Here is a 22,588-nt window from a genome sequence, read left to right on the forward strand (position 1 = left end):
GGGCGTGGCCCCGGCCTGTCGTGCCGACGACTCCTGCGCAGGAGCGGTGTAGAAACGGCGTAGGCGTGCCACGCCTACATTGCCGGCGCGGCCACCGCCCCGCGTGCGCGGCGTACGATCCGCGCGGTGCCGGTGCTCAGGTCGTCCAGGATCGCGTAGATCGTCGGCAGGAACAGCAGGCTGACCACGGTGGAGAACGCCAGCCCGCCGGCGATGGCGCGCGCCATCGGGTAGTACGGCGGGCCGTCGCCGAACATCTGCGTGGTGGTCAGCGAGATCGGCACCATCGCCAGGATCGCGGTGCCCATGGTCATCATGATCGGCCGCAGCCGCTCGCGCGAGCCTTCCACCAGCGCCTGGCTGCGGCCCATGCCGCGCCGGCGCAGGTTGTTGATGTGCTCGATCATGACGATGCCGTTGTTCACCACCACGCCCATCAGCACCAGGATGCCGATGAAGGCCATGATCCCGAACGCGGTGCCGGTGATCCAGAACAGCCAGAACACGCCGAAGATCGAGAACACCACCCCGCTCATGATCGCCGCCGGGAACAGCAGCGACTCGAACACCGCCGCCATCACCACGTAGATCATCACCAGCGCGATCACCAGGTTGAACAGCATCTGCTGCATCGCCGCGTTGTCGTCCTGGTAGTCGCCGCCATCGAAGCTGTAGTGGTAGCCGGCCGGGAAGCTCATCGCCTCGAGCGTGTCCTGCATGGCTTTGCGCGCCTCGGGCGCGGTCACCTTGTCGCCCAGGTTGGCCCTGAGGGTGAGCGTGGTCTGGCGGTTGGTGCGGTTGACCTGGCTGGCGGCCGGGCGGATCGACACGTCCACCAGGCTCAGCAGCGGCACGTTGCGGCCATCGTCGGTGCGCACGGTGAAGCCGGCCAGGTCCTCCGGCGAGGTCTGCTCGGCGCCGGCGAAGCGCACCCATACCGGCACCTCGTTGTCGCCGCGGCGGAACTCGCGCAGCGGCGAGCCGCGCAGCGCCAGGCCGACGAAGCCGGCGACCTGCTCGGCGCTGAAGCCGAACGCGGCCGCGCGTTCGCGGTCCACCCGCACTGCCAGCTCGCTGGTGCGGTCGCCGCTGTCGACGCGCACGTCGCGCAACCGGCTGTTGCGCGCCAGCACCGGCACCACCTCGCGGGCGATCTCCTGCAGCGTCTGCGGCGAATCGCCCACCAGTTGCACCTGCACGCCCTGCGCGCCGCCCTGCCCGCCCTGGTTGCCGACGCTGAGGTCAGCGCGGGCCGAGCGCGGCAGGTCCTTGCGCAGCTGGTCCAGCAGGCCCGGCAGGTTGTCGATCCTTGCGGCATCGAAGGTGATCACGGTGGCGCCGCCCTCCAGCTCGCTGAAGTACGAATAGACCTGGACGATGTGGAAGCGCTCGCGGTTGGCCTGCAGGTAGTCCTCGACCTTGCCGACCTCGTCGGACATCTGCTCGCGGGTATAGGAGCCCTTCCACTGGTAGCCGATGCGCGCCTCGCTGCCGCCGTCGCCGCCGAACATGTCGACCTTGGTCAGCTTCATCGGCACCAGGCTCAGCGCGGTGACCAGCACGATCCCGGCCACGCTCCAGCCGCGGTGGGCCAGCGACCACGCCAGCAGGCGCGCGTAGCCGCGCTGCAGCCGCGCGATCGCGCCGGTCTCCGAGCGCACCAGCGCCGGCGTCTTCATCCGCGCCGACAGCATCGGGATCAGGCTCACCGCCACCAGCCACGAGGCCAGCAGCGACACCGAGATGGTGATGGCGATCTGCTCCATGAAGATGCTGATGTCGTTGGTCTCGCCGAACAGGTTTGGCACGAACACGATGCAGTGGCACAGGGTGCCGGCGCTGAGCGCGATGGCGACGTTGCGGGTGCCCACCAGCGAGGCCTGCGCGGGCCGGTCGGGCATGCGCTCGCGCTCCTGGTAGATGCTCTCCACCACCACCACGGCGTTGTCCACCAGCATGCCCACCGCCAGCAGCAGGCCCATCATCGTCAGGATGTTGAGGCTGACTCCGGCGAAGTACATGAAGCCCAGGGTGATGACGAAGCAGATCGGGATGGCCAGCGTCACCATCAGCGTCGAGGGCCAGTGCCGCAGGAAGAAAAACAGCACCGTCACCGACAGCAGCAGGCCCACCGCGCCGGCCTCGGCCAGTTCGGCCAGGGAGGAGGTCACCGCCTTGCCCTGGTTGTCGATCACCTTGACCTGCACGTCGCCCAGCGCCGGCTGCCGGCGGATCTGCTCGACCTCGGCCAGCGCCGCGCGCGAGACCTCCACCAGGTTGGCGTTACGCTCCTTGTAGATGTCCAGGCCGATGGCCGGGCGCCCGTCCAGGCGGCGGCCGTAGTCCATGCGCGTGGGCTTGAAGCGGATGTCGGCGACATCGCCCAGGCGCAGGCCCTTGGCGTCGATCACCAGCTCGCGCAGTTCCTGCAGGTCGCGCAGCTCGCCCACCGGCTGGATGCGCACGCGCTGGCCGTGGTCGTCGATCTGCCCGGCCGAGACCGAGAAGTTGAGCTTGGCCAGCCGTTCCTTGAGGTCGTTGAGGGCCAGGCCGTGGGCCACCAGCCGGTCCGGGGCGATGGCGATCTCCACCTCGTTCGGCGGCGCGCCGGAGATCTCCACCTTGGCCACGCCGGGAATGCGCTCGAGCCGGCGCTTGAACTCGCGGTCGAGCATGTCGTAGGCGCCGGTCAGGTCGCTGCCGCCGGCCAGTCGCACCTTGAGCACCGGCTGGTCGCTGCTGGACCACTTGAACACGTGGTAGCGCTGCAGGTCGTCGGGCAGTTGGTCGCGGATGGCGTCCAGCCGCTCGCGCGCGTCGGAGGCGGCGATGGCGATATCGCGGTCCCAGTCGGAGAACTCGAGGAAGATGCTGGCGCCGCTGGCATTGGCCACCGAGCGCATGCGCTTGATGCCGGTCATCGTCGCCAGCGCCTCCTCGGCCGGACGCACCAGGTTGCGCTCGACCTCGTCCGGGGTGGAGCCGCCGTAGGGCAGCTGCACGAACAGGAACGGCGCGGAGATGTCCGGCAGCGCCTCCAGCGGCAGCCGGAACGCGGCGATCAGCCCGATCGCCATCATCGACACGAAGCACATGATGGTGGTGACCGGGCGGCGGATGCTGAACTCGGCGACGTTCATGCCGACTCCAGTGCGCCCGGCGCCTGTCCGGCGGCGGCGGCGAAGCGGCGCGCGGCGCGGCGGCCGCGCTCGGCGTACCAGGCATCGGCACGGCGGTCCAGGCGGTCGTACACCACCGGGATCACCAGCAGCGTCAGCAGCGTGGACACCAGCAGGCCGCCGATCACGGTGATCGCCATCGGCGCGCGCACCTCGGCGCCCTCGCCCATCGCCACCGCCAGCGGCAGGAAGCCGAACAGCGTGCACAGCGTGGTCATGACGATCGGCCGCAGGCGCGAGCGCGCGCCCTCCACCAGCGCCTCGTGCTTGGCCACCCCGGCCTCGCGCAGCTGGTTGACCTTGTCGATCAGGATGATGGCGTTCTTGGTCACCAGCCCCACCAGCAGGATCAGGCCGATGAACACCACCACCGACACCGGCTTGCCGGTCAGCAGCAGCGCCAGCACCGCGCCCACCAGCGCCAGCGGGATGGTGAACAGGATCACGAACGGGTGCAGCAGCGACTCGAACTGCGAGGCCATCACCAGGTAGACCAGGAAGATCGCCAGGCCGAAGGCGAACAGCAGCGACTTCACCGAGCTGGCCAGTTCCTCGCCCTGGCCGCCGATGTGCATGCCGATGCCGGCGCCGAGCGGATCGGCGGCGACCATCGCCTGCACCTCGGCCATGGCGCCGCCCAGGTCGATGCCGCGCAGGTTGGCCGACACCACCGCCACCCGGGCCTGGTCGGCGCGGTGGATCTCGCTGGGGCCGCTGGTGGCGACCACCTCGGCCACCGATTCCAGCGTCACCGGCCGGCTGCTGCCGGGATTGACCACCAGCCGGCGGATGGCATCGACGCTGGCGCGGTCGCTTTCCTGCGCGCGCACCAGCACGTCGATCTTGCGGTCGCGGAAGCTGTAGCGGGTGGCGACGTCGCCGCGCACCTTCTTCACCACCACGTCGGCGATCTGCCGCGTGGTCAGCCCCAGCGCGCCGGCGCGTTCCTGGTCGAAGCGGATCTGCACCTCGGGGAAGCCCTGCTCCACCGTGGACTTGACGTCGGCGTAGTGCGCATTGCCGCGCAGCAGCGCCGCCAGCTTCTGTCCGGCCGCCTGCAAGCCCTCCATGTCCTGGCCATGCAGCTCGATCTCCAGCGGCGTGGAGAAGGAGAACAGCGCCGGCCGGGCGAAGTCCACCTGCGCGCCGGGATGGCTGCGCATGCTCGCGCGCAGCTTCTCGGTCTGCTCGGCCTCGACCCTGGCGCTGCCGCCGTTGGCCATCACCACGGTGAGCTTGCCGATGTTCTCGCCGCTCTCGGTGGGATTGGCGTCCAGCCGCGTGCCGCTGCCGGACACGCCGTACAGCGAGGCGATGCCGGCGTCCTTGGCGTGCGCCAGCTGCAGCTCGCGCACCAGCGCGTCGGTCTGCCGCAGCGGGGTACCCGGCGGCAGCTTCACCGTCATCTCGAAGCGGTCCTGCGCCAGCTGCGGGATCAGGTCCACGCCCAGCGTCGGCAGCGCCAGCAGGGTCGCGGCGAACGCGGCGGCGGCGCAGCCCAGCACCAGCCACGGCCGCCGCAGCGCCGCCGGCAGCAACTTGAGATAGCCGCGCTCGGCGCGGGCATACGGCGCCATGGCGATGTCGCTGGCCTTGCGCATCGCCGGCGCCACCACCGCCACCAGCGCACGCCACAGCCGCACCAGCAGCCAGGTGGCGCCGAAGAACATGCCGCGCAGCGCCGTCCCCAGGCCGCGACGCCCGGCCGCCACCGGCTTGAGCCAGCGCTGGCGCGGCTGCCATTGCGGATGCGGCGGTTCCTCGGGGAAGGCCAGCGGCGGCCGTCCCTTGAGCGAGCTGAGCATCGGGATCAGCGTCATCGACACCGCCAGCGAGATCGCGATGGCGATGGCCACGGTCAGCGCCTGGTCGCGGAACAGCTGCCCGGCGATGCCCTCGACGAACACCAGCGGCAGGAACACCGCGATCGTGGTCAGGGTGGAGGCCACCACCGCCATGCTGACCTCGCGGGTGCCGGCGATGGCCGCATCAAGAATCCCGAGTCCGCGCTCGCGCGCCTTGGCGATGCTCTCCAGCACCACGATCGAGTCGTCCACCACCAGCCCGGTGGCCAGCGCCAGTCCGCCGAGCGACATCACGTTCAGGCTCAGCCCCAGCTGGCCCATGAAGAAGAACGTGGCCACGATCGACACCGGCAACGACAGGCTGATGACGAAGGTGCTCCAGCCATCGCGCAGGAACAGGAAGATGATGAGGATCGCCAGCACGCCGCCGATCACCGCGTCCTTCTTGACGTCGGCGATGGCGTGCTCGATGAAGCGCGACTGGTCCTCCAGCGTGGTCAGCTCGACGTCGCCGGGGATCTGCGCCTCGATCTGCTCCAGCCGCTTGCGCAGCGCCGCCGCGGTGGCCACGGTGTTGGCGTCGCCCTCCTTGTAGACGGCCAGTTCCACCGCCTCGCGCCCGCCCAGGCGGATGATCGCCTCGCGTTCCTTGAAACCCTGGCGTACCTGCGCCACGTCGCGCAGCCGCACCGGCATGCCGCCGGCGATGCTGGCGGTGCTGGACGAGGACGCGCTCTGCGCCGAGGCCGCTGCGGCGATCGCCGCCTGCGAGCCGGTGGCCGCGGCGATCGCGTACATCTGCTGCAGCGCCGCTTCGGCGGCGTTGCCGTTGCCGCCCTGGGTGGTGACCAGCAGGTTGCCTATCTCCTCGACGTCGGCGAACTGATTGACCGTGCGCACCAGGTAGCGCTGCGAGCCCTCCTCCAGTCGGCCGCCGGAGATATTGACGTTCTCCTCCTTGAGCCGGGTGACGACGTTGTCGATCGGCAGGTTGAGCTGGGCCAGCTTCTGCTGGTCGATGTCGACCTGGATCTCGTCCTCCAGCCCGCCGCCGACCTTGACCGCGGCCACCCCGGCCACCGGTTCGAGCTTCTTCTTCAGGTCCTCGTCGGCGTAGCGGCGCAGCAGGGTCAGCTCGCGCACCGCGTCGGCGTCGCCGGCCGCGGCCGACGTGCTCGACAGCAGCAGGCGCATGATCGGCTCGGTGGACGGGTTGAAGCGCAGCAGTACCGGCGCCTTGGCTTCCAGCGGCAGTTCCAGCGCCTCCATCTTGTCGCGCACCTCCAGCCCGGCCTGGTCCATGTCGGTGCCCCAGGCGAACTCCAGCACCACGTCGCTCTGGCCGGTGCGAGAGACCGACTTGAGCTTGCGCAGGTTCTTGACCACGCCCACCGCTTCCTCCACCGGCTCGGTGATCAGCGTCTCGATCTCGGCCGGCGCCGCGCCGGTGTACTCGGTGCGCACGGTCAGCGTGGGATAGCTCAGGTCCGGCAGCAGGTTGACCTTGAGGTTGCCCAGAGCGATGAAGCCGAACAGCAGCAGCGTCACCGTGATCATGGCGATGGTGACGCGGCGGCGGGTGGCGAACTCGACCAGTCCGCCGCGCGCCGGCGGCGGCGCCTCGCCGTGCCCGGAGGGCAGGCCGGCGCCGCTCATCGGCCGCCCGCCTTCGCGCCTTCCGCCGCCGCTACCGCCTTGGCCGGCAGCGGCTGGCCGATCACCTGCACCGCCGAGCCGTCGCGCAGCGCGACCTTGCCGGCAGTGACCACCTGGTCGCCCTCGGCCAGGCCGTCGCGGATCTCCACCCATGGCCCTTCGGCATAGCCCAGCTTCACCTGCACGCGGCCGACCTTGCCCTCGCGCACCCGGAACACCGCCGGCTCGCCGTCGTCCAGCAGCGCCAGCCGCGGCACCACCAGCGCGTCGGCGCGCTGGTCGTAGTCGATGCGGATGCGGCCGAACATGCCCGGCTGCAATGCCTGCGCATCCTCGTCGAAGGCGCACACCACGCGGAAGGTGCCGCTGCCCGAGTCCACCACCGGCGCCACCCGGTCGACCCGCCCGGCGAAGGAGCGGCCCGGCAGCGCGTCGGCCAGCAGCGTCACCGGCTGCCCCGGCTTGAGCGTGGCCAGCTCGCGCTCGGGCACGTTGAGCGCGGCCTCCAGGCGCGAGTCGTCGACGATGCGGAAGATCGGCGTGTTGATCTGCACGAAGTTGCCGGTCTTGATCGAGCGCGAGGCGATCACGCCCGCGATCGGCGCCACCACCGTGGTATAGGACAGCTCCAGCGTCGCCAGCCGGTACTGCGCGCGGGCGTTGTCCAGGTCGTACTTGAGCTGGTCCACGTCGGCGCTGCTGATCAGCTGCTGGCCGATCAGCTGCTGCGCGCGGCGGTAGCTGTTCTCCAGCTTGCGCAGCTGCGCCTCGCTCTGCGCCACCGCCAGCCGCGCCCGGTCCGGGTCCAGCCGCACCAGCGGCTGGCCGGCGGCCACCGGCTGCCCTTCCTCCACCAGCACCGCCAGTGCCACCCCGGAGGTCTTGGCCACCACCTGCGACTCAGCGCGCGGCTCCAGCGCCGCGGTGCCGGTGTAGCTGGCCGCCACCGTGCGGCGCGACGCCCTGGCCACCTCCACCGGCACCGCTTCTGCAGCGTTCTGCGCGGCACTGGCGGCGGCATCCTTGGGCTGGGCATCGCCGGACTTGCAGCCTCCCAGAAGCAGCGCGGCGGCGAGCAGCAGCGCGGCGTACGCAGCGCGGCCACGGCCGGCGGGAAAGGAAGATGGCGGCATCTGCATGGTAATGGCGCTCGTGATCAGGTGTTGTAGGAAACTACCCCACCATAACGATAGATCCATGCGCCAAAGGTCATGCCGCGCCTGCACGGGCATGCCGCAGCGCGCGTTTATGCGCGGCCGGGGGCGCGGCTATACTCGGTCCCGTTCCGTGTTCCCCCCACGCCGGAACGGCCCTACATTCCGGACACGAAACCATGCGCACGCAGCCGCTAGCCGCTTGTCTCGCCCTGGTCATGTCGCTGGCGCCGTGGGACGCCATCGCCGCTCCCACGCCCCCGGCGCTCGCCGCTCCCGCTCCTGCCCCCGCCGTCACCGGCAACTTCGACAACGGCCGCGTCCTGGCCTACACCTGCCAGGGCTGCCACGGCATCACCGGCTACAAGAACGCCTACCCCAGCTACCGGGTGCCCCGGATCGGCGGCCAGTCGGCGCAGTACCTGACCCAGGCGCTCACCGAGTACCGGCAGAACAAGCGCCGGCACCCGACCATGCAGGCACAGGCGCAGAGCTTCTCCGAGCAGGACATCGCCGACCTCGCCGCCTACCTCTCCAATCTCAAGTAAGGGACACGCCATGTCGAACGTCGCGTACCTGTCGCGTCCCGTCCTCGTCCTGTTCGCCGCCCTGGGGCTGGCGGCCTGCAGCCCATCGCAAGAGGAATCGCACGATGCCGGCGGCGACCGCCCGGCCTCGTCCTCGGCCGGCCTGCCCGCCGGGCGCGTCGCCCAGGGCCAGCAGCGCGCGCAGGTCAAGGGCCAGGCCAGCGGCCAGAGCTGCGTCGACTGCCATGGCGCAGACGGCAACAAGCCGCTGGACCCGACCTACCCGAAGATCGGCGGCCAGTACGGCGACTACCTCGCCCATGCGCTGCAGGCCTATCGATCCGGCGATCGCCAGCATCCGCTGATGACGCCGCAGGCCGCCGCGCTCAGCGACCAGGACATCGCCGACCTGGCCGCGTACTTCGCCTCGCAGTCCTCGCAGCTGCGCGACCTGCAGGGGGTCAAGTGAGGCCGGGATCGGGGATTGGGGATTCGGGATTGGCAAAAGCCTGGCTCCCGCTTTCTCGAATCCCCAATCCCCAATCCCGAATCCCCACCCTCAGCGCTCACTGCCGTTGTCTTCCTGCAGCTCCTTCTTGAACGGGACGTCCGGCGGCGGCCGCGCCGTGGCCGGCTGCTCGTTCATGTTCGGATTGGTCAGGCCGCAGCCGCCGCCGAACTGCAGTAGCGACACCACGCAGCTGATGCGGGCGCTGGTGCCGGGGATCGGGATCTCGATCTTCTTGATGCCCTTGCGCACCCACTCTTCCAGCAGCGACTCGTTCGGCACCCAGTAGCGGTCCAGGCTGGTCGGGGTGTAGTCGTAGGGCGGACGCTTGAGCCAGGTACCGGACTCGGCGATGCGGTCGCGCGTCCAGGTATCGGCGCCGCCGCCGGGCGCGCCACGGCCCTGCGAGCCGCTTCCGGCCTGGCCCGCACCCGGGACGCGCGCGCGGCCGTCCGCATCGAACAGGCCCTCGCCCTGCCGCGCCGACGCGCCGGCATCGCCCCGCTGGCTGCGGGCGGCCGCGCCCCAGTCGTCGGCGCGGGCCGCGCTGTCCCAGCCGCCGCTGCGATCGACCGCACGCGGACCGGCCTGGCCCGGGGCCGATGCCGTGCCCGGCGCGCCCGGCGCAACGGAAGGAGGCGCGGGGGCCTGGCCACTGCCACTGCCTGCCGAGGCCGCCGGCGTGCTGCCCGGAGCCGCCGGCGCAGCCTGGGCCGATGCGGGGGAAGCGGCGGCCTCGGCACTATCGGCCGCCGCGGACGCGGACGTGGAAGTGGACGTGGACGCAATCTCCGGCGCCGGCAGTTCCGCCTGGCGCACCTCGAGCTCGGGCATGCGCAGCGCCGTTTCCGGCTCGCGCTGGCGTACCTGCGGCACCTGCACGTCGGCGCGCGGCACGGTTGTCACTTCGCGCTCGCGCACTTCGGTCGCCACCGACGGGGCCGGCACGACGACCTCGCGCGGCTGGATGCGTGGCGGTGCAGGCGGCGCATCCTCGACCGGCCGCACCTCGCGCTCGATCACCTGCAGCTGCGTCGTCGCCGGCGCGGGCACGACCGCGGGCGCGGCGCGCATCGCGGGTGGCGGCGGCAGCACGAAGTCCGAGGTCGGTACCGGAGCCTCGGTCACCTGCAAGGGCTGCGGCGCGGCGGCGGCCGTCGGCGGCTGCTCGGCGACCGGCGACTCCGGCGCAGGCGTATCGGCCGGCGGCTCGGGAGAAGGTGCGGCCGGCCCCGGCTGCGCTTGCGCCGGAGCGGCACTGCGCGGGACGGCCTGCCGCCGCGCCGCGGCGCCGGTGGCGGCTGCGGGCGGGGCCTCGCCCTGGCCGCCGCCCTGCTCCTGCTGCGTGCCGCGGCCGACGAACCGCAGTTGCATGCGTCCGCTCTGGCCGGAATCGTCTGCATCGTCGGGCGGCACCGCCCAGTGGACGTGCGCGATCCACAGCAGTGCCAGCGCCAGCAACACGTGCAGCAGGAAACTGGCCAGCGCGGCCAGCCGGCGCAGTCCGCGCTGGTCGGCCGGTGCCGGCTCCCATCCTTGCCACCACAGCCGGCGAAAGGCCTGCCAGAACCCCAGCACCGCTCCCGAACCGCGCTCGCGCCCGGCCGGCGCGTGCGATGCCATCTCCCGCGCCACCTCGTTGCCATCGAACGGCACCTGGACCGGCCGCAACGAATCCAGCCAGATCGCCCAGCCATGAGGCAGGCCGGTCCGGCGTTCCAGCAGCGGCGCGGGGCGGCGGGCCAGCAGCGCCTGCAGGATGTCTTCGGCCCGGGCGGTCACCGGCGAAAGGCGGGGGTCAGGCCGCGCTGTCGCGGGGGATGTAGGGCGCCGCGCCGCGGTCGTGGTCGGTGGCGTCGCGCACCGCGGTCACGCCGGGGACGCGGCCCATCAGGGTCTTCTCGATGCCCTGCTTGAGGGTGACGTCGGCCATGCCGCAACCCTGGCAGCCGCCGCCGAAGCGCAGCAGCACGGTGCCGTCGGCCGCGACTTCCTGCACCGCCACGCGGCCGCCATGGGAGGCCAGCTGCGGGTTGATCTCGTTCTCCACCACCCAGTGCACGCGCTCGACCAGCGACGCCGCCTCGCCGGGCGCCTCGCCCTTGATCTTCGGCGCCTTGATGGTCAGCTGCTGGCTGCCGGTGGCCTGGGTCACGAAGTCGATCTCCGCCCCGTCCAGCCACGGCACGCTGGCCGCGTGGATGTAGAGGGTGAAGCCCTCGCAGTCCACCGCCCACTCGTCGCCGGCCAGGTCGGCCGGCTCGGCGAATTCCAGGCGCGCGTCGGCGCGCGGCGTTCCCGGATCGACGGCGCTCAGGCGCACGCCCATGCCGGGCACGGCCTCGCGTTCGATCAGGCGGCGAAAATGCGTCTGGGCGCGGTCGGATATCTGGATCATGCGGGTTATTCTAGCCACTTGGATGTTAACCGCTCACTGCAACCGCAACCGCTCGCCGCAACCATCGCGCCGCCCCACCCTGGGGCCGCCCCCGGGAGGACCGCATGACCGATCTCATTCCGCTGGTCCAGGCTCACTGTCTGCCTTGCAAGGGCCGCGAATCGCGCCTGAGCGGCGCCCGCCTGGCAGAACTGCTGCCGCAGGTGCCGGGCTGGGAACTCGTGGAGGACGGTGCGGCGATCAGCCGCACGTTCCGCTTCGGCAACTACCACGAGACGATGGCCTTCGTGAACGCGTTGGCGTGGACTGCACATCGCGAGGATCACCATCCCGACCTCGGCGTGCACTACGACCACGTGGTGGTGCGCTATTCCACCCACGACGCCGGCGGCCTGAGCGAGAACGACTTCATCTGCGCCGCCAAAGCCTCTGCCCTCACGGAGTGATGCCATGAAAACCCGTCTCCTGCTGCCCCTGTGCGCCATCCTGGCCCTGCCGCTCGCCGGCTGCGGCAAATCCGATGCCCCGGCCGACACGGCGCCGGCCGCAGCGCCGACCCAGGTGGGCGCGGTGAACACGCCGCCGCCGAACTACCCGGTCGAGCTGGCCTGCGCCGGCACCGGCGGCACGGTGGTGCTCGACGTGGTAGTCGGTATCGAGGGCAAGCCGACCAGCGTGCAGGTGCAGACCAGCAGTGGCCAGCCGGCGCTGGACCAGGCCGCGCAGACCCGCGTGCACGACTGGCTGTTCAACGCCGCCACCCGCAACGGCAAGCCGGTGGAGCAGAAGATCCAGGTGCCGGTGACCTTCAACCCGCCCGAGCCGCGCCCCGACGAATGCTTCTCCCTGGACGAGCGCAACCGCCGCGGCGGCTGATCGCGGCACTGCCTTGACCACGACCTGACACCATGCGCCCCCGGCGGGGCGCATGGCGGGGCTCTACCCGCCGGCAGGCTCCCGCCCCTCCATCACGATCCGGAACCGCAGCATGTCCGATCTCTTCAACCACGGCGTGCTGATCGCACTGGGCGTGAGCCTCGCCGCCGGCCTGGCGACCGCGCTGGGCAGCCTGATGGTGCTGTTCTCCAAGCGTCCCGACCCGCGCCTGCTGGCCTTCGGGCTGGCCTTCGCCGGCGGCGCCATGGTCTACGTTTCGCTGTCGGAGATCCTCAACAAGGCCATCGCCTCGTTCGCACTGGACTACGGCGACAGGCTGGGCTTCACCTTCGGCACCCTGGCCTTCCTCGGCGGGGTCCTGCTGATCGTGGCCATCGACCATTTCATCCCCAACCCGCACGAAAGCCTGGATCCGGGCGACCCGCTGTTCCACAAGGGCAGCCAGGGCTACCTGCGCCGCGTCGGCCTGCTCACCGCGGTGGCGGTGACCGCGCACAACTTCCCCGAAGGGCTGGCGACCTTCTTCGCCACGCTGGAGAGCCCCTCGGTGGGCATGCCGCTGGCCTTCGCCATCGCCATCCACAACATTCCCGAAGGCATCGCCATCGCCGTGCCGGTGTACTTCGCCACCCACAACAAGCTCTATGCGTTCGGCGCCAGCCTGCTGTCCGGGCTGGCCGAGCCGATCGGCGCGGTGATCGGCTACGTCGCCCTGGCCGGGGTGCTGTCCAATGCGGTGTTCGGGCTGGTGTTCGGCCTTATAGCCGGGGTGATGGTGTTCCTGGCGCTGGACGAACTGCTGCCGGCGGCCAAGCGCTACGCACGCGGCCACGAGACCGTCTACGGCCTGGTCACCGGCATGGCGACGCTGGCGCTGAGCCTGGTGATGTTCAAGTGGTGATGGGCCGGGATTGGGGATTCGGGATTGGGGATTCGCAAAGGCGCGTGGCTTCTGTCCATTCCCCAATCCCGAATCCCCGATCCCGCCCCTAGAGCCTGTCCAGCGCCTCGGACAGCTCCGGCGCCAGCGGCGCGTTGAGCAGATAGGGCGACCTGCCCCCGTCGAGCGCGAATTCCAGCGAGGCGGCGTGCAGGAACAACCGCTTCAGGCCGATCTGCCCGCGCAGGCGCTTGTTGACCTCCGGATCGCCGTACTTGTCGTCGCCCGCCACCGGATGGCCGATGTGCTGGGCATGCACGCGGATCTGGTGGGTGCGCCCGCTCTCGATCCGCACCTCGCAGTACGAATGCCCGCCGCGCCGTTCCAGCACGCGGAAATGGCTGAGCGACGGCTTGCCGATGGCATTCACCTGCACATGGCGCTCGCCGCCCTGGCGCAATCCCACCAGCAGAGGCGCATCCACCGACATCACCCCGTCGGGCATGCGCCCGACCAGCAGGGTCAGGTAGCGCTTGGCGATGCCGGCGCCGTGGCCCTCGCGCAGCAGCGCCTGCAGTTCGGTCAGCGCCGAGCGCTTCTTGGCCACCACCAGCAGGCCGGAGGTGTCGCGGTCGAGCCGGTGCACCAGCTCCAGGCTCTGGTTCGGGCGCAGCGCGCGCAGGGTCTCGATGGCGCCGAAGCTGATGCCGCTGCCGCCGTGGCTGGCCACGCCGGACGGCTTGTTCAGCGCCAACAACCGTTCATCTTCGTAAACGATGGCGGCTTCCAGCTTCGCCAGGAAGGCCTGGGGCGGCCCCGCCTTCTCGGCCTCCTCGTTCAGGTGGACCGGCGGCACCCGCACCTCGTCGCCGGCCTCGAGCTTGCGCTCGGCCTTGGCGCGGCCGCCGTTGACCCGCACCTGGCCGCTGCGCACCAGCTTGTACACCAGGCTGCGCGGCGCCCCCTTGAGCTGGCCCAGCAGGAAGTTGTCCAGGCGCTGGCCGCCGCGATCGTCGGGAACCTTGACGATGCGAACCGGAACCTTGCCGGACCGGGGATTGCTGGGAGGGGTGGGTTCGGTCATCGGGCTCTTTATTCTGTTACACTCGGCGGGCGAGATAAGGGTTTGATTTCGTTGGAAGTTGCCACAGGCCAGAAGCCCGGTCTTCCTTCGATTCCGGCACAGTGCGCGACCACCGCCCCCGGGGCGGCCATGTTAGCGGCTCACCGGCATGCCCGGCCATCGCCGGACGCCGCAAGCGTCCGCGCTGAACACGTCCCGTGCGGCGCCCCAGCCTGGCTGGAAGCTGCCGCCGGCCCGTAACACCCCAAAAACATGAACAGAGAGCGCTCCCGCGGCTTGCCGTGGTGTCGTAGCGCTGGAAACCCAAACCGCCCTGACCGCGCATCGCGCGAAGGGCGGCGAACCGTGACCAGAGGCGATACGCCATGGCGTTCCGCGCGGTAGCAGCGCGCGAGGAACGCATCACAATGAAGCGAATGCTGATCAACGCCACGCAGGCCGAAGAACTGCGCGTGGCCATCGTGGACGGCCAGAACCTGTACGACATCGACATCGAACAGCCGTCCAAGGAACAGAAGAAGTCCAACATCTACAAGGGCCGCATCACCCGGCTCGAACCCTCCCTCGAAGCCGCCTTCGTCGACTACGGCGCCGACCGCCATGGCTTCCTGCCGCTGAAGGAAATCTCCCGCGACTACTACCAGGCCGGCGTCGACGCCCACAAGGCCGGCATCCGCGAGCTGCTGCGCGAGGGCCAGGAAGTGGTGGTGCAGGTGGACAAGGAGGAGCGCGGCAACAAGGGCGCCGCCCTGACCACGTTCATCTCGCTGGCCGGCCGCTACATGGTGCTGATGCCCAACTCGCCCACCGCCGGCGGCGTCTCGCGCCGGATCGAGGGCGACGACCGCGCCGCGCTGAAGGAGGCGATGGACAAGCTGAACATCCCCGACGACATGGGGGTGATCATCCGTACCGCCGGCGTCGGCCGCGATGCCGAGGAACTGCAGTGGGACCTGGACTACCTGCTGAGCATCTGGCGCGCCATCGCCGAGGCCGCGCTGAGCAAGCCGGCGCCGTTCCTGATCTACCAGGAGTCGCGGCTGATCGTGCGCGCCCTGCGCGACTACCTGCGCGCCGACATCGGCGAGATCCTGGTCGACACCGACGAGCTGTACGCCACCGCCCAGGAGTTCATGCAGCAGGTGATGCCGCAGAGCCTGCGCAAGCTGAAGATGTACCGCGACGACATCCCGCTGTTCAACCGCTTCCAGATCGAGTCGCAGATCGAGGCGGTCTACGAGCGCGAGGTGCGCCTGCCCTCCGGCGGCGCCATCGTCGTCGACCAGACCGAGGCGCTGACCGCGGTCGACGTCAACTCGGCGCGCGCCACCAAGGGCGGCGACATCGAGGAAACCGCGTTCCAGACCAACCTGGAGGCCGCCGAGGAAGTGGCACGCCAGCTGCGCCTGCGCGACCTGGGCGGGCTGGTGGTGATCGACTTCATCGACATGACCTCGTCCAAGCACCAGCGCGAGGTCGAGAACCGCCTGCAGAACGCGCTCAAGTACGACCGCGCGCGGGTGCAGATCGGCCGCATCTCGCGCTTCGGCCTGCTGGAGATGAGCCGCCAGCGCCTGCGCCCGAGCCTGGGCGAGTCCAGCCAGATCGTGTGCCCGCGCTGCGAGGGCCAGGGCCGCATGCGCAGCATCGAGTCGCTGTCGCTGTCGATCATCCGCGTCGCCGAGGAGCACGCGATGAAGGAGAACACCGGGCAGGTGCTGGTGCAGGCCCCGGTGGAGATCGCCAACTACCTGCTCAACGAGAAGCGCCGTGCGCTCAGCGAGATCGAGAAGCGCCACGACGCGCCGATCGTCATCGTCGCCGACGAGCAGCTGCAGACCCCGCACTACGAGGTCACCCGCCTGCGCGAGAACGAGCTCGGCGAGGAAAGCAGCAAGCCCAGCTACCAGCGCGGAACCCCGCGCAAGCTGCCGGTGCACGCCCTGACCAAGGCCCAGCTCAACATCCCGCCGGCCCCGGCGGTCACCCAGGTCAAGCACAGCGCGCCCGCGCCGCTGCGCGAGGAGGCACCGGAACCGGTGGCACCTGCGCCGGTCGCCGCCGCGCCGGTCGCGGCCCCCGCCGCAGCCGGCGGCGTGGTGGGCTGGCTCAAGCGCATCTTCGGCACTCCCGAGCCGGTGGCCGCGCCCGACAGCCAGGAACAGCGCCCGCGCCCGCAGGATGGCAATGGCAGCAGCAACCGCCGCAACGAGCGCGGCGAGCGCAACGGCCGCCGCAACGACCGCCAGGCCGGTTCGCAGAACCGCGGCAAGGAGCGCCGCGAGGACCGTCGCCCCGGCGGCGGCAACGGTAACGGAGGTCAGGCTGCCGCGGCCGGTCCGCAGCAGCCCAAGCAGCGCCAGGAGCCCAAGGGCCAGCAGCAGCCCAAGGCCCCCAAGCCGCCGCGTCCGCCGCGGCAGCAACAGAACGTGGCCCAGGACGGTGGTGCCGAGAAGCCGCAGCGCGCCCCGCGCCAGCCGCAGGACGACATCGCCAAGGCGGCTCCGGCCCAGCCGGATACGGCAGTTGCCACCGTGCCCGCCACCGCAGCCGTGGCCGCGACCGCGGTCGTTGCCGCCGTCGAGCACGCCCAGGTGGATGCGGCGCCGGCGAAGGAGCCGGCGAAGGAGAAGGAACAGCCGCTGCAGGCCGAGGACACGAACCAGCCGCTGCAGGCGGCCGAAGTCCCGGAGCAGAACCCCGAGGATGCGGCCACCGATGCCGGCGGCGAAGCCGGAGGCCGTCGCCGCCGTGGCCGTCGCGGCGGTCGTCGCCGTCGTCGCGGTGCCGGCGAGAACGCCCAGGCCGAGACCGATGCCGGCACGCTCGGCGCCGCCGATGATGCGGATGCCGACAGCGACGGCGAGCCGGATACGGGCGATGCCGAGGCCAGCGCGCCGCGCCGCAGCCAGCCGGAGTTCGACTTCGACGACGAGGCCGCGGCTTCCGATGGCAGCCGTCCCGCCGAGCAGGCTCCCGCCGCGCAGGCCAGGCCGCACGCCGAGGCAGCGAAGCCGCAGCACGCCAGGCCGCACAGGAAGCAGGCCGCAGCCAGCGTCGCAACCGCCGCGGAAGTAGCTGCGCCGGAACAGGAGGCTTCCGAGGCTCCGAAGCCGGTTGCCGTCGAGAAAGCGCCGAACGTGGCCCAGGCCGAACCGGTCGCGGCCGTCGACACGGCTGCAGCGCCACTGGCCGATACGCCTGCCGCCGCGCCGGCCGATGTCAGCGCCGAACGCGTCGACGACCAGGCGCCCGCGCCCGCCTCACCCGCCGTGGAAGTGGCGGCGGAGCCGGTCGCGGAAGTCGCGCAAGCCGCTGCGGAGACGGAAGTGGTCAAGCCGGCCATCCCGGTGCAGACCAACCTGCTCGACGCCCTGCCCGTGACCGAACCGCAGGAGGCGGCGGCACCCGCAAGCGCGACCATCCAGCCGGAACAGCAGGCGCCTTCCGTGCCCGCGGTCGAGGCGAACGACGACGAACCGGCGCAGAAGACCGAAGCGAGCCTGGAACCCGTGGCTGCGGAACCCGGCCTGTTCGTCGCCACCGGCCCTGCGGATCCCGGGGCAGAGGCCGAGGCCGCCGAAAGGCAGGACCACGGCCATGGTCCGGATGACGAAAAGCGCAAGGACGAAGAGCACAAGGAAAAGGCCGGCTGATCGCCAGGCTGGATCGCAATGAAAAGAAGCGGCCGATGGCCGCTTCTTTTTTTTTGATTGGCGTCGAGCGTCAGCCCCTCCATTTCCACCAGGCGTCATCCCCGCCAAAGCGGGGATCCAGTGCCTTGCCGCGGCACAGGCTCGAGTCGCGGGGTCCCCGCTTTCGCGTACTACTGGGGAAGTTTTTCCTGCCTGGCCGGCGAAGGCTTGCGGCAGCAGCCTTGCGACCTCGCTGGCGACGGCGGGACCCGGACCGTGGGCCGCCCATCCGCGTGCTGGTCGTCCCCGCGCAAGCGGGGATCCAGTGCCTGTGCATTGAAAGGTGGAGCTACCGGGAGATTGCGTAGCTGATTGATCTCACCGCGCAAGTCGCTGGGTCCCCGCTTGCGCGGGGACGACGCGTTCCATTCTTCCGAGCGCGAGCCACGCCACTTCAGCCGACAACTGTCCGATCCTGAGTTTTCCCCGGACAGCATGCGCGTTCGCGGGAACGCCGGTCGATTTGGCACCACAACTGACGGTTAGCGCTGATCAGGTCTTTTTTTCCCCGACCGTGCCGAGGGGAAGTAGGCGGGTTGCCGATGCAGACCCGCATCCCGGGCAAACGCAACGCTTCCGGTACGGTCGATGACCCGGGTGCACCGCACATGCTTGGGTCACGCCGTGGCCCGCCTTCGCAGCCGCTGCAGGCAGCATCATCCGACGCGAACAAGACTTTTCCCCGCCCCTCTTGCACCTGCATTCGCTGCGCAGGGACTGGCACCGCATGCTCCCCCGATGCGGCACCATCGCGAAGTCCCGGGATCCGGCTCGAGCCGCCGTCCAGGGTTGTGGCAACAGCGCCGGTCATGACATGGCGTCCTCCCCCCGGAAGCCATCGAGGCTGCCGTTGTCCCCTTACGACGGCGGTGGCCCGCCCCATCCCCAGGTGCGCGCCGGTCCGGCGCGGGTATCAGTTCATCGGCCGCGCGGGATCCAGCAGGCCGTACTGCGTCGCCAGCCGTGCCAGGGCGATGTTGTCCTGGATGCCGACCTTCTCGAACAGGCGCGCCTTGTGCGTGTTGATGGTCTTGGCACTCAGGCACAGGCGCCTGGCGATGTCCTCCTGGCGCAATCCCTGGGTGAGCAGCAGGGCCACTTCCAGCTCGCGCGGCGACAGCGCGTCGAACGGCGATCCCTCGCCCTTGAGATTGGCCAGGGCGATGTTCTGTGCGATGTTGCTGCCCAGGTAGCGCCGCCCCAGGGCGACATCGCGTACCGCGCGCAGCAGTTCCTGCGCATCGCCGCCCTTGCCGACGTAGCCGGAAGCGCCCACTTCCAGCAGCCGCCGGGGCAAGGGGCCGTCCTCGTGCACCGAGACGATGACCACGCGCGTGCCATCGCCGCCGCGCAGGATCCGCTCGGTCACCTCCAGCCCGCTGACGCCGGGAAGATGCAGGTCGCACAACACCACGTCCGGCTTGAGCCTGCGGATCTGCGGCAGCGCCGCCTCGCCCGAATCCGCCTCGCCGACCACCTCGATGTCGGTCTCGCCGGAAAGGATCATCTTCATGCCGGTGCGCACCAGCGCATGGTCATCGACCAGGAACACCCTCACAGTCATCCGTGTCACCCCATCAGACAATGCGGCGGCGCCAGCCTAGCCGCGCGAACAATTCAGGACAACCCGGACAACGCTCCCATGCCGTTACCGGGCACACAGCCGCTTGCAATCGAAACCGACGATACCCCTTTCCCGCTGCGCCCGGGTGACGGGATCTGCCACACGTCCCCGGGCGTGACCGCAACGATGCACCATGCCGCGCGGCCCGGCCATCGGGAGATCGACGGACGTGGCGTCAGGCTTTTCCGAACGGGTCCGCTCAGTCCGGCTGCGCCGCATCGACCAGTGGCTGCAGTTGCGGATCCAGCGCCACCCGTTGGTCGAACACGAAGCAGCGGCCCCGGTAGCCTTCGCCGCCGACCTGCTCGAAGTAGCCAAGGATGCCGCCGTCGAGCTGCAGCACGTTGTCCATACCCTCGGCCTGCATCCACAACGCGGCCTTCTCGCAGCGGATGCCGCCGGTGCAGAAGCTCACCACGGTGGCGTCGCGCAGGCCATCGCGGTGCGGCTGCAGCGCCTGCGGCAGCTCGGTGAACCTGGCGATCGGCAGCGTCAGCGCGCCGGCGAAGGTGCCGTACTCGACCTCCTGGCGGTTGCGAGTGTCGAGCATCACCACGCGCCGGCCCTGGTCGTCATGGCCCTGCCGCAGCCAGCGCCGCAGCGTCGGCGGGTCCACCAGCGGCGCCCGGCGGCCGCGCGGATCGGCATGTTCGCGGCGGAAGCTGATGATCTCAGGCTTCACCTTCACCTTCAACGTGGCGAACGGGACCGCGCCGCTGTGGCTGTACTTGACGCGGATGTCGGCAAAGCGCGAGTCCTGGCGGAGCTGCGCGAAGAAGTCCTCGATGCCCTGCTCCGGGCCGGCCAGGAACAGGTTGATGCCCTCGCCGGCCACCAGCACGGTGCCGCGCAGCCGCGCGGCCCCGGCCATGTCCTCGAGCCGGGCCGCGAGCGCGTCGGGATCGGAGACGGTGACGAAATGGTAGGCGGCGGCGTTGACGATCATCCGCACATTCTAGGACACCGCGGGCGGCGGCCTCAGCGCGCCAGGATCAGGAACGGCAGGCCGAGCACCAGCGCGACGATCAAGACCATGCCCAGCAGCGTCGCCAGCACGTACAGCGGCCGGCGCCGCAGCAGCGTGGCGAAGGTCTCAGCGCGGCCTTCGCGCAGGGCGGCCTCGCGCTCGCTGCGTGCCGCTTGCCGGCGCTGCAGCTGATAGCCGTCGAGCACGCGCCGCGCCCGTGGATAGTCGCCGTCGTCTTCGAGCCACACGCCGCCGGAGGATATGCCCCATGGACTCGGACGCGTGCGGTAGTGGCCGATCCGGTGCGAGTCGAGCAGGGAGCAGACCTGCTCCAGTTCGTCGGCCGGCACGTTGCGCAGGTTGAGCAGCAGTTTCGCCATCGCACGATGATAGAGGCAGGACGCCGGGGCGTGTCGCCTGCGGTAATCTTGCACGCCCTGTCCGACCGGAACTCCGCATGCGCCGCCTGCTGTCGATCATCGCCCTTGGCCTGTTGGCCGCCTGCCAGCCCCCCGGCCCGCCGCCCGGCGGCAGCATCTCCGCCTTCGAGAAGATCGACACGCGCGTCGGCGACGGTGCCGAGGCCAGCGCCGGGCAGAAGGTGAGCGTGCACTACACCGGCTGGCTGTACGACGAGAACGCCGCCGACAAGCACGGCGGCAAGTTCGACAGCTCGCTCGACCGCGGCCAGCCCTTCAGCTTCGTGCTCGGCGGCGGCCAGGTCATCCGCGGCTGGGACCAGGGCGTGGCCGGCATGCGCGTGGGCGGCAAGCGCACGTTGATGCTTCCGCCCGACTACGGCTATGGCGCGCGCGGCGCCGGCGGCGCGATCCCGCCCAACGCATCGCTGGTGTTCGATGTCGAGCTGCTCGGCATCGAGCCGCACTGATCCTCGCCCGCATGGATTCGAGTTCTCCCGCGCCGCGCCGCGTCGCGGTGATCGGCGGCGGCCCGGCCGGGCTGATGGCCGCAGAGGCCGCGCGCGGCGCCGGGCTGGCGGTGGACGTGTACGAGGGCAAGGGCTCGGTGGGACGCAAGTTCCTGATCGCCGGCAAGGGCGGGCTGAACCTCACCCACTCCGATCCGTTCGAACTGTTCGTCTCGCGCTATCGCGAGCGCGCGGCCGAGGTGTCGCGCTGGCTGGCCGACTTCGATGCCGACGCGCTGCGGCAATGGGCGCGCGGGCTGGGGGTGGACACCTACGTCGGCAGCTCGGGAAGGATCTTCCCCGGCGACCGCAAGGCCGCGCCGCTGCTGCGCGGCTGGGTCAGGCGCCTGCGCGAATCCGGGGTGGACTTCCACGTGCTGCACCGCTGGCAGGGCTGGAGCGAGGACGGCGGGCTGCGCTTCGCCACGCCCGACGGCGAGCACGTCGCCCGGGCCGATGCCGTGGTGCTGGCGCTCGGTGGCGCCAGCTGGCCGCAGCTGGGCTCCGACGGTGCCTGGCAGCCGCTGCTGCACGCGCGCGGCATCGAGGTGGCACGGCTGCGGCCGGCCAACTGCGGCTTCGACATCGGCTGGAGCGAACACCTGGCGCGCCAGCATGCCGGCGCGCCGCTCAAGCCGGTGCTCGCCCGCTGGCGCACGGGCGACGGCCAGGTGCACGTGCAGCAGGGCGAATGCGTGCTGACCGCCAGCGGCATCGAAGGCAGCCTGGTGTACGCCGCCTCGGCCGACCTGCGCGAGGCCATCGAGCGCGACGGCGAGGCGACGCTGGAACTGGACCTGGTGCCGGGACGCGAGCGCCAGCGCCTGCTCGCCGACCTGCGCAAGCCGCGCCACGGCCGCAGCTTCGGCGAGCACCTGCGCCGCCAGGCCGGCGTGTCGGCGGTCAAGGCGGCACTGGTGTTCGAGCGGCTCGGCAGGGACGCCGGCCAGGACATCGAGGCGGTGGTCGATACGCTCAAGCAGCTGCGGCTGCGACTGCAGCGCCCCCGCCCCGTCGCCGAGGCGATCAGCAGCGCCGGCGGCGTGCGCCTGGAAGAGCTGGACGAGGCGCTGATGCTGCGCGCCCTGCCCGGCGTGTTCTGCGCCGGCGAGATGCTGGACTGGGAGGCGCCTACCGGCGGCTACCTGCTGACCGCCTGCTTCGCCAGCGGACTGCGCGCCGGCAACGGTGCGGTGGAGTGGCTGTCGGGCGCCTTCGCGCAGCGATGAGACGATGCGAAGACATGTACGGGCGGCCGTAGGAACAACTATAGGAGCGACTGTAGG

At 70.7% G+C, this 22,588-nt stretch carries 17 protein-coding genes; 8 read left to right on the forward strand and 9 right to left on the reverse strand.

The window, feature by feature from the left end:
• Positions 1-74: 74 nt before the first annotated feature.
• From LRX76_RS02130 to LRX76_RS02140, 3 genes are read right to left on the reverse strand one after another with little or no spacing between them, the layout of a single operon-like run.
• On the reverse strand, positions 75-3,140 hold the full coding sequence (locus LRX76_RS02130; RefSeq protein ID WP_231801359.1) for an efflux RND transporter permease subunit: 3,066 nt from the start codon (positions 3,138-3,140) through the stop codon (positions 75-77).
• Complete coding sequence (locus LRX76_RS02135; RefSeq protein ID WP_231801362.1) at positions 3,137-6,640, reverse strand: efflux RND transporter permease subunit; 3,504 nt, start codon at positions 6,638-6,640, stop codon at positions 3,137-3,139. Before LRX76_RS02135 ends, LRX76_RS02130 begins: the two co-directional genes overlap by 4 nt.
• The gene (locus tag LRX76_RS02140) at positions 6,637-7,773 is read right to left on the reverse strand and encodes an efflux RND transporter periplasmic adaptor subunit (protein ID WP_231801363.1); all 1,137 of its coding nucleotides are present in this window, start codon (positions 7,771-7,773) and stop codon (positions 6,637-6,639) included. The genes LRX76_RS02135 and LRX76_RS02140 overlap by 4 nt, the downstream gene beginning before the upstream one ends.
• Positions 7,774-7,973: 200 nt before the next feature.
• Between LRX76_RS02140 and LRX76_RS02145 the strand changes: the two genes are divergently transcribed.
• Complete coding sequence (locus tag LRX76_RS02145; RefSeq protein WP_231801364.1) at positions 7,974-8,342, forward strand: c-type cytochrome; 369 nt, start codon at positions 7,974-7,976, stop codon at positions 8,340-8,342.
• Positions 8,343-8,352: 10 nt separating this feature from the next.
• Positions 8,353-8,790, forward strand: a complete 438-nt coding sequence (locus LRX76_RS02150) for a cytochrome c (RefSeq protein WP_231801365.1) — start codon at positions 8,353-8,355, stop codon at positions 8,788-8,790.
• Between the two features lie 90 nt (positions 8,791-8,880).
• On the opposite strand, the gene LRX76_RS02155 is transcribed toward LRX76_RS02150, so the two are convergent.
• Complete coding sequence (locus LRX76_RS02155; protein WP_231801366.1) at positions 8,881-10,611, reverse strand: transmembrane repetitive protein; 1,731 nt, start codon at positions 10,609-10,611, stop codon at positions 8,881-8,883.
• A gap of 16 nt (positions 10,612-10,627) precedes the next feature.
• Entirely contained in the window at positions 10,628-11,227 is a 600-nt protein-coding gene (locus LRX76_RS02160) for an NfuA family Fe-S biogenesis protein (protein WP_231801367.1), read from the reverse strand.
• 104 nt (positions 11,228-11,331) lie between these two features.
• Between LRX76_RS02160 and LRX76_RS02165 the strand changes: the two genes are divergently transcribed.
• The 3 genes from LRX76_RS02165 to zupT all read left to right on the forward strand — a co-directional run bounded on the left by LRX76_RS02165 (position 11,332) and on the right by zupT (position 13,025).
• Entirely contained in the window at positions 11,332-11,673 is a 342-nt protein-coding gene (locus LRX76_RS02165) for a 4a-hydroxytetrahydrobiopterin dehydratase (RefSeq protein ID WP_231801368.1), read from the forward strand.
• A gap of 4 nt (positions 11,674-11,677) precedes the next feature.
• Entirely contained in the window at positions 11,678-12,103 is a 426-nt protein-coding gene (locus LRX76_RS02170; protein WP_231801369.1) for an energy transducer TonB, read from the forward strand.
• Positions 12,104-12,215: 112 nt separating this feature from the next.
• The gene (gene zupT, locus LRX76_RS02175; RefSeq protein WP_231801370.1) at positions 12,216-13,025 is read left to right on the forward strand and encodes a zinc transporter ZupT; all 810 of its coding nucleotides are present in this window, start codon (positions 12,216-12,218) and stop codon (positions 13,023-13,025) included.
• 88 nt (positions 13,026-13,113) lie between these two features.
• Here the strand turns inward: zupT and LRX76_RS02180 are convergent, their stop codons facing one another.
• Positions 13,114-14,088 carry an RluA family pseudouridine synthase gene (locus LRX76_RS02180; RefSeq protein WP_231801371.1) on the reverse strand — a complete coding sequence of 325 codons (975 nt, stop codon included), beginning with the start codon at positions 14,086-14,088 and terminating at the stop codon, positions 13,114-13,116.
• Positions 14,089-14,504: 416 nt separating this feature from the next.
• On the opposite strand from LRX76_RS02180, the gene rne reads away from it, so the two are divergent.
• Entirely contained in the window at positions 14,505-17,744 is a 3,240-nt protein-coding gene (gene rne / locus LRX76_RS02185; protein ID WP_231801793.1) for a ribonuclease E, read from the forward strand.
• A gap of 952 nt (positions 17,745-18,696) precedes the next feature.
• Here rne and LRX76_RS02190 read toward each other — a convergent pair.
• From LRX76_RS02190 to LRX76_RS02200, 3 genes are all read right to left on the reverse strand, one after another.
• The gene (locus tag LRX76_RS02190) at positions 18,697-19,347 is read right to left on the reverse strand and encodes a response regulator (protein WP_231801378.1); all 651 of its coding nucleotides are present in this window, start codon (positions 19,345-19,347) and stop codon (positions 18,697-18,699) included.
• A 259-nt stretch (positions 19,348-19,606) separates the two neighbouring features.
• Complete coding sequence (locus LRX76_RS02195; protein ID WP_231801380.1) at positions 19,607-20,353, reverse strand: sulfurtransferase; 747 nt, start codon at positions 20,351-20,353, stop codon at positions 19,607-19,609.
• A 32-nt stretch (positions 20,354-20,385) separates the two neighbouring features.
• Complete coding sequence (locus LRX76_RS02200; RefSeq protein WP_231801382.1) at positions 20,386-20,754, reverse strand: DUF6164 family protein; 369 nt, start codon at positions 20,752-20,754, stop codon at positions 20,386-20,388.
• A gap of 77 nt (positions 20,755-20,831) precedes the next feature.
• On the opposite strand from LRX76_RS02200, the gene LRX76_RS02205 reads away from it, so the two are divergent.
• Both LRX76_RS02205 and LRX76_RS02210 read left to right on the forward strand, forming a co-directional pair.
• Positions 20,832-21,263: an FKBP-type peptidyl-prolyl cis-trans isomerase gene (locus tag LRX76_RS02205; protein WP_231801384.1), complete on the forward strand. Its 432-nt coding sequence runs from the start codon at positions 20,832-20,834 to the stop codon at positions 21,261-21,263.
• Positions 21,264-21,274: 11 nt separating this feature from the next.
• Positions 21,275-22,531, forward strand: coding sequence for a TIGR03862 family flavoprotein (locus LRX76_RS02210; protein WP_231801386.1), 1,257 nt, complete (start codon positions 21,275-21,277; stop codon positions 22,529-22,531).
• The last annotated feature ends 57 nt before the right edge of the window (positions 22,532-22,588 follow it).

Origin of the sequence: Stenotrophomonas sp. MMGLT7 (genome assembly GCF_021168555.1) — a bacterium.
Lineage (GTDB): Bacteria > Pseudomonadota > Gammaproteobacteria > Xanthomonadales > Xanthomonadaceae > MMGLT7.

Excerpts from the sequence above, each read along its gene's own strand:
- LRX76_RS02150 (WP_231801365.1), top strand. The coding sequence starts at position 8,353 with ATGTCGAACGTCGCGTACCTGTCGCGTCCCGTCCTCGTCCTGTTCGCC.
- LRX76_RS02145 (WP_231801364.1), top strand. The coding sequence starts at position 7,974 with ATGCGCACGCAGCCGCTAGCCGCTTGTCTCGCCCTGGTCATGTCGCTG.
- zupT (WP_231801370.1), top strand. The coding sequence starts at position 12,216 with ATGTCCGATCTCTTCAACCACGGCGTGCTGATCGCACTGGGCGTGAGC.
- LRX76_RS02180 (WP_231801371.1), bottom strand. The coding sequence starts at position 14,088 with ATGACCGAACCCACCCCTCCCAGCAATCCCCGGTCCGGCAAGGTTCCG.
- rne (WP_231801793.1), top strand. The coding sequence starts at position 14,505 with ATGCTGATCAACGCCACGCAGGCCGAAGAACTGCGCGTGGCCATCGTG.
- LRX76_RS02200 (WP_231801382.1), bottom strand. The coding sequence starts at position 20,754 with ATGGCGAAACTGCTGCTCAACCTGCGCAACGTGCCGGCCGACGAACTG.
- LRX76_RS02160 (WP_231801367.1), bottom strand. The coding sequence starts at position 11,227 with ATGATCCAGATATCCGACCGCGCCCAGACGCATTTTCGCCGCCTGATC.
- LRX76_RS02130 (WP_231801359.1), bottom strand. The coding sequence starts at position 3,140 with ATGAACGTCGCCGAGTTCAGCATCCGCCGCCCGGTCACCACCATCATG.
- LRX76_RS02135 (WP_231801362.1), bottom strand. The coding sequence starts at position 6,640 with ATGAGCGGCGCCGGCCTGCCCTCCGGGCACGGCGAGGCGCCGCCGCCG.
- LRX76_RS02205 (WP_231801384.1), top strand. The coding sequence starts at position 20,832 with ATGCGCCGCCTGCTGTCGATCATCGCCCTTGGCCTGTTGGCCGCCTGC.
- LRX76_RS02170 (WP_231801369.1), top strand. The coding sequence starts at position 11,678 with ATGAAAACCCGTCTCCTGCTGCCCCTGTGCGCCATCCTGGCCCTGCCG.
- LRX76_RS02195 (WP_231801380.1), bottom strand. The coding sequence starts at position 20,353 with ATGATCGTCAACGCCGCCGCCTACCATTTCGTCACCGTCTCCGATCCC.
- LRX76_RS02190 (WP_231801378.1), bottom strand. The coding sequence starts at position 19,347 with ATGACTGTGAGGGTGTTCCTGGTCGATGACCATGCGCTGGTGCGCACC.
- LRX76_RS02140 (WP_231801363.1), bottom strand. The coding sequence starts at position 7,773 with ATGCCGCCATCTTCCTTTCCCGCCGGCCGTGGCCGCGCTGCGTACGCC.
- LRX76_RS02210 (WP_231801386.1), top strand. The coding sequence starts at position 21,275 with ATGGATTCGAGTTCTCCCGCGCCGCGCCGCGTCGCGGTGATCGGCGGC.
- LRX76_RS02165 (WP_231801368.1), top strand. The coding sequence starts at position 11,332 with ATGACCGATCTCATTCCGCTGGTCCAGGCTCACTGTCTGCCTTGCAAG.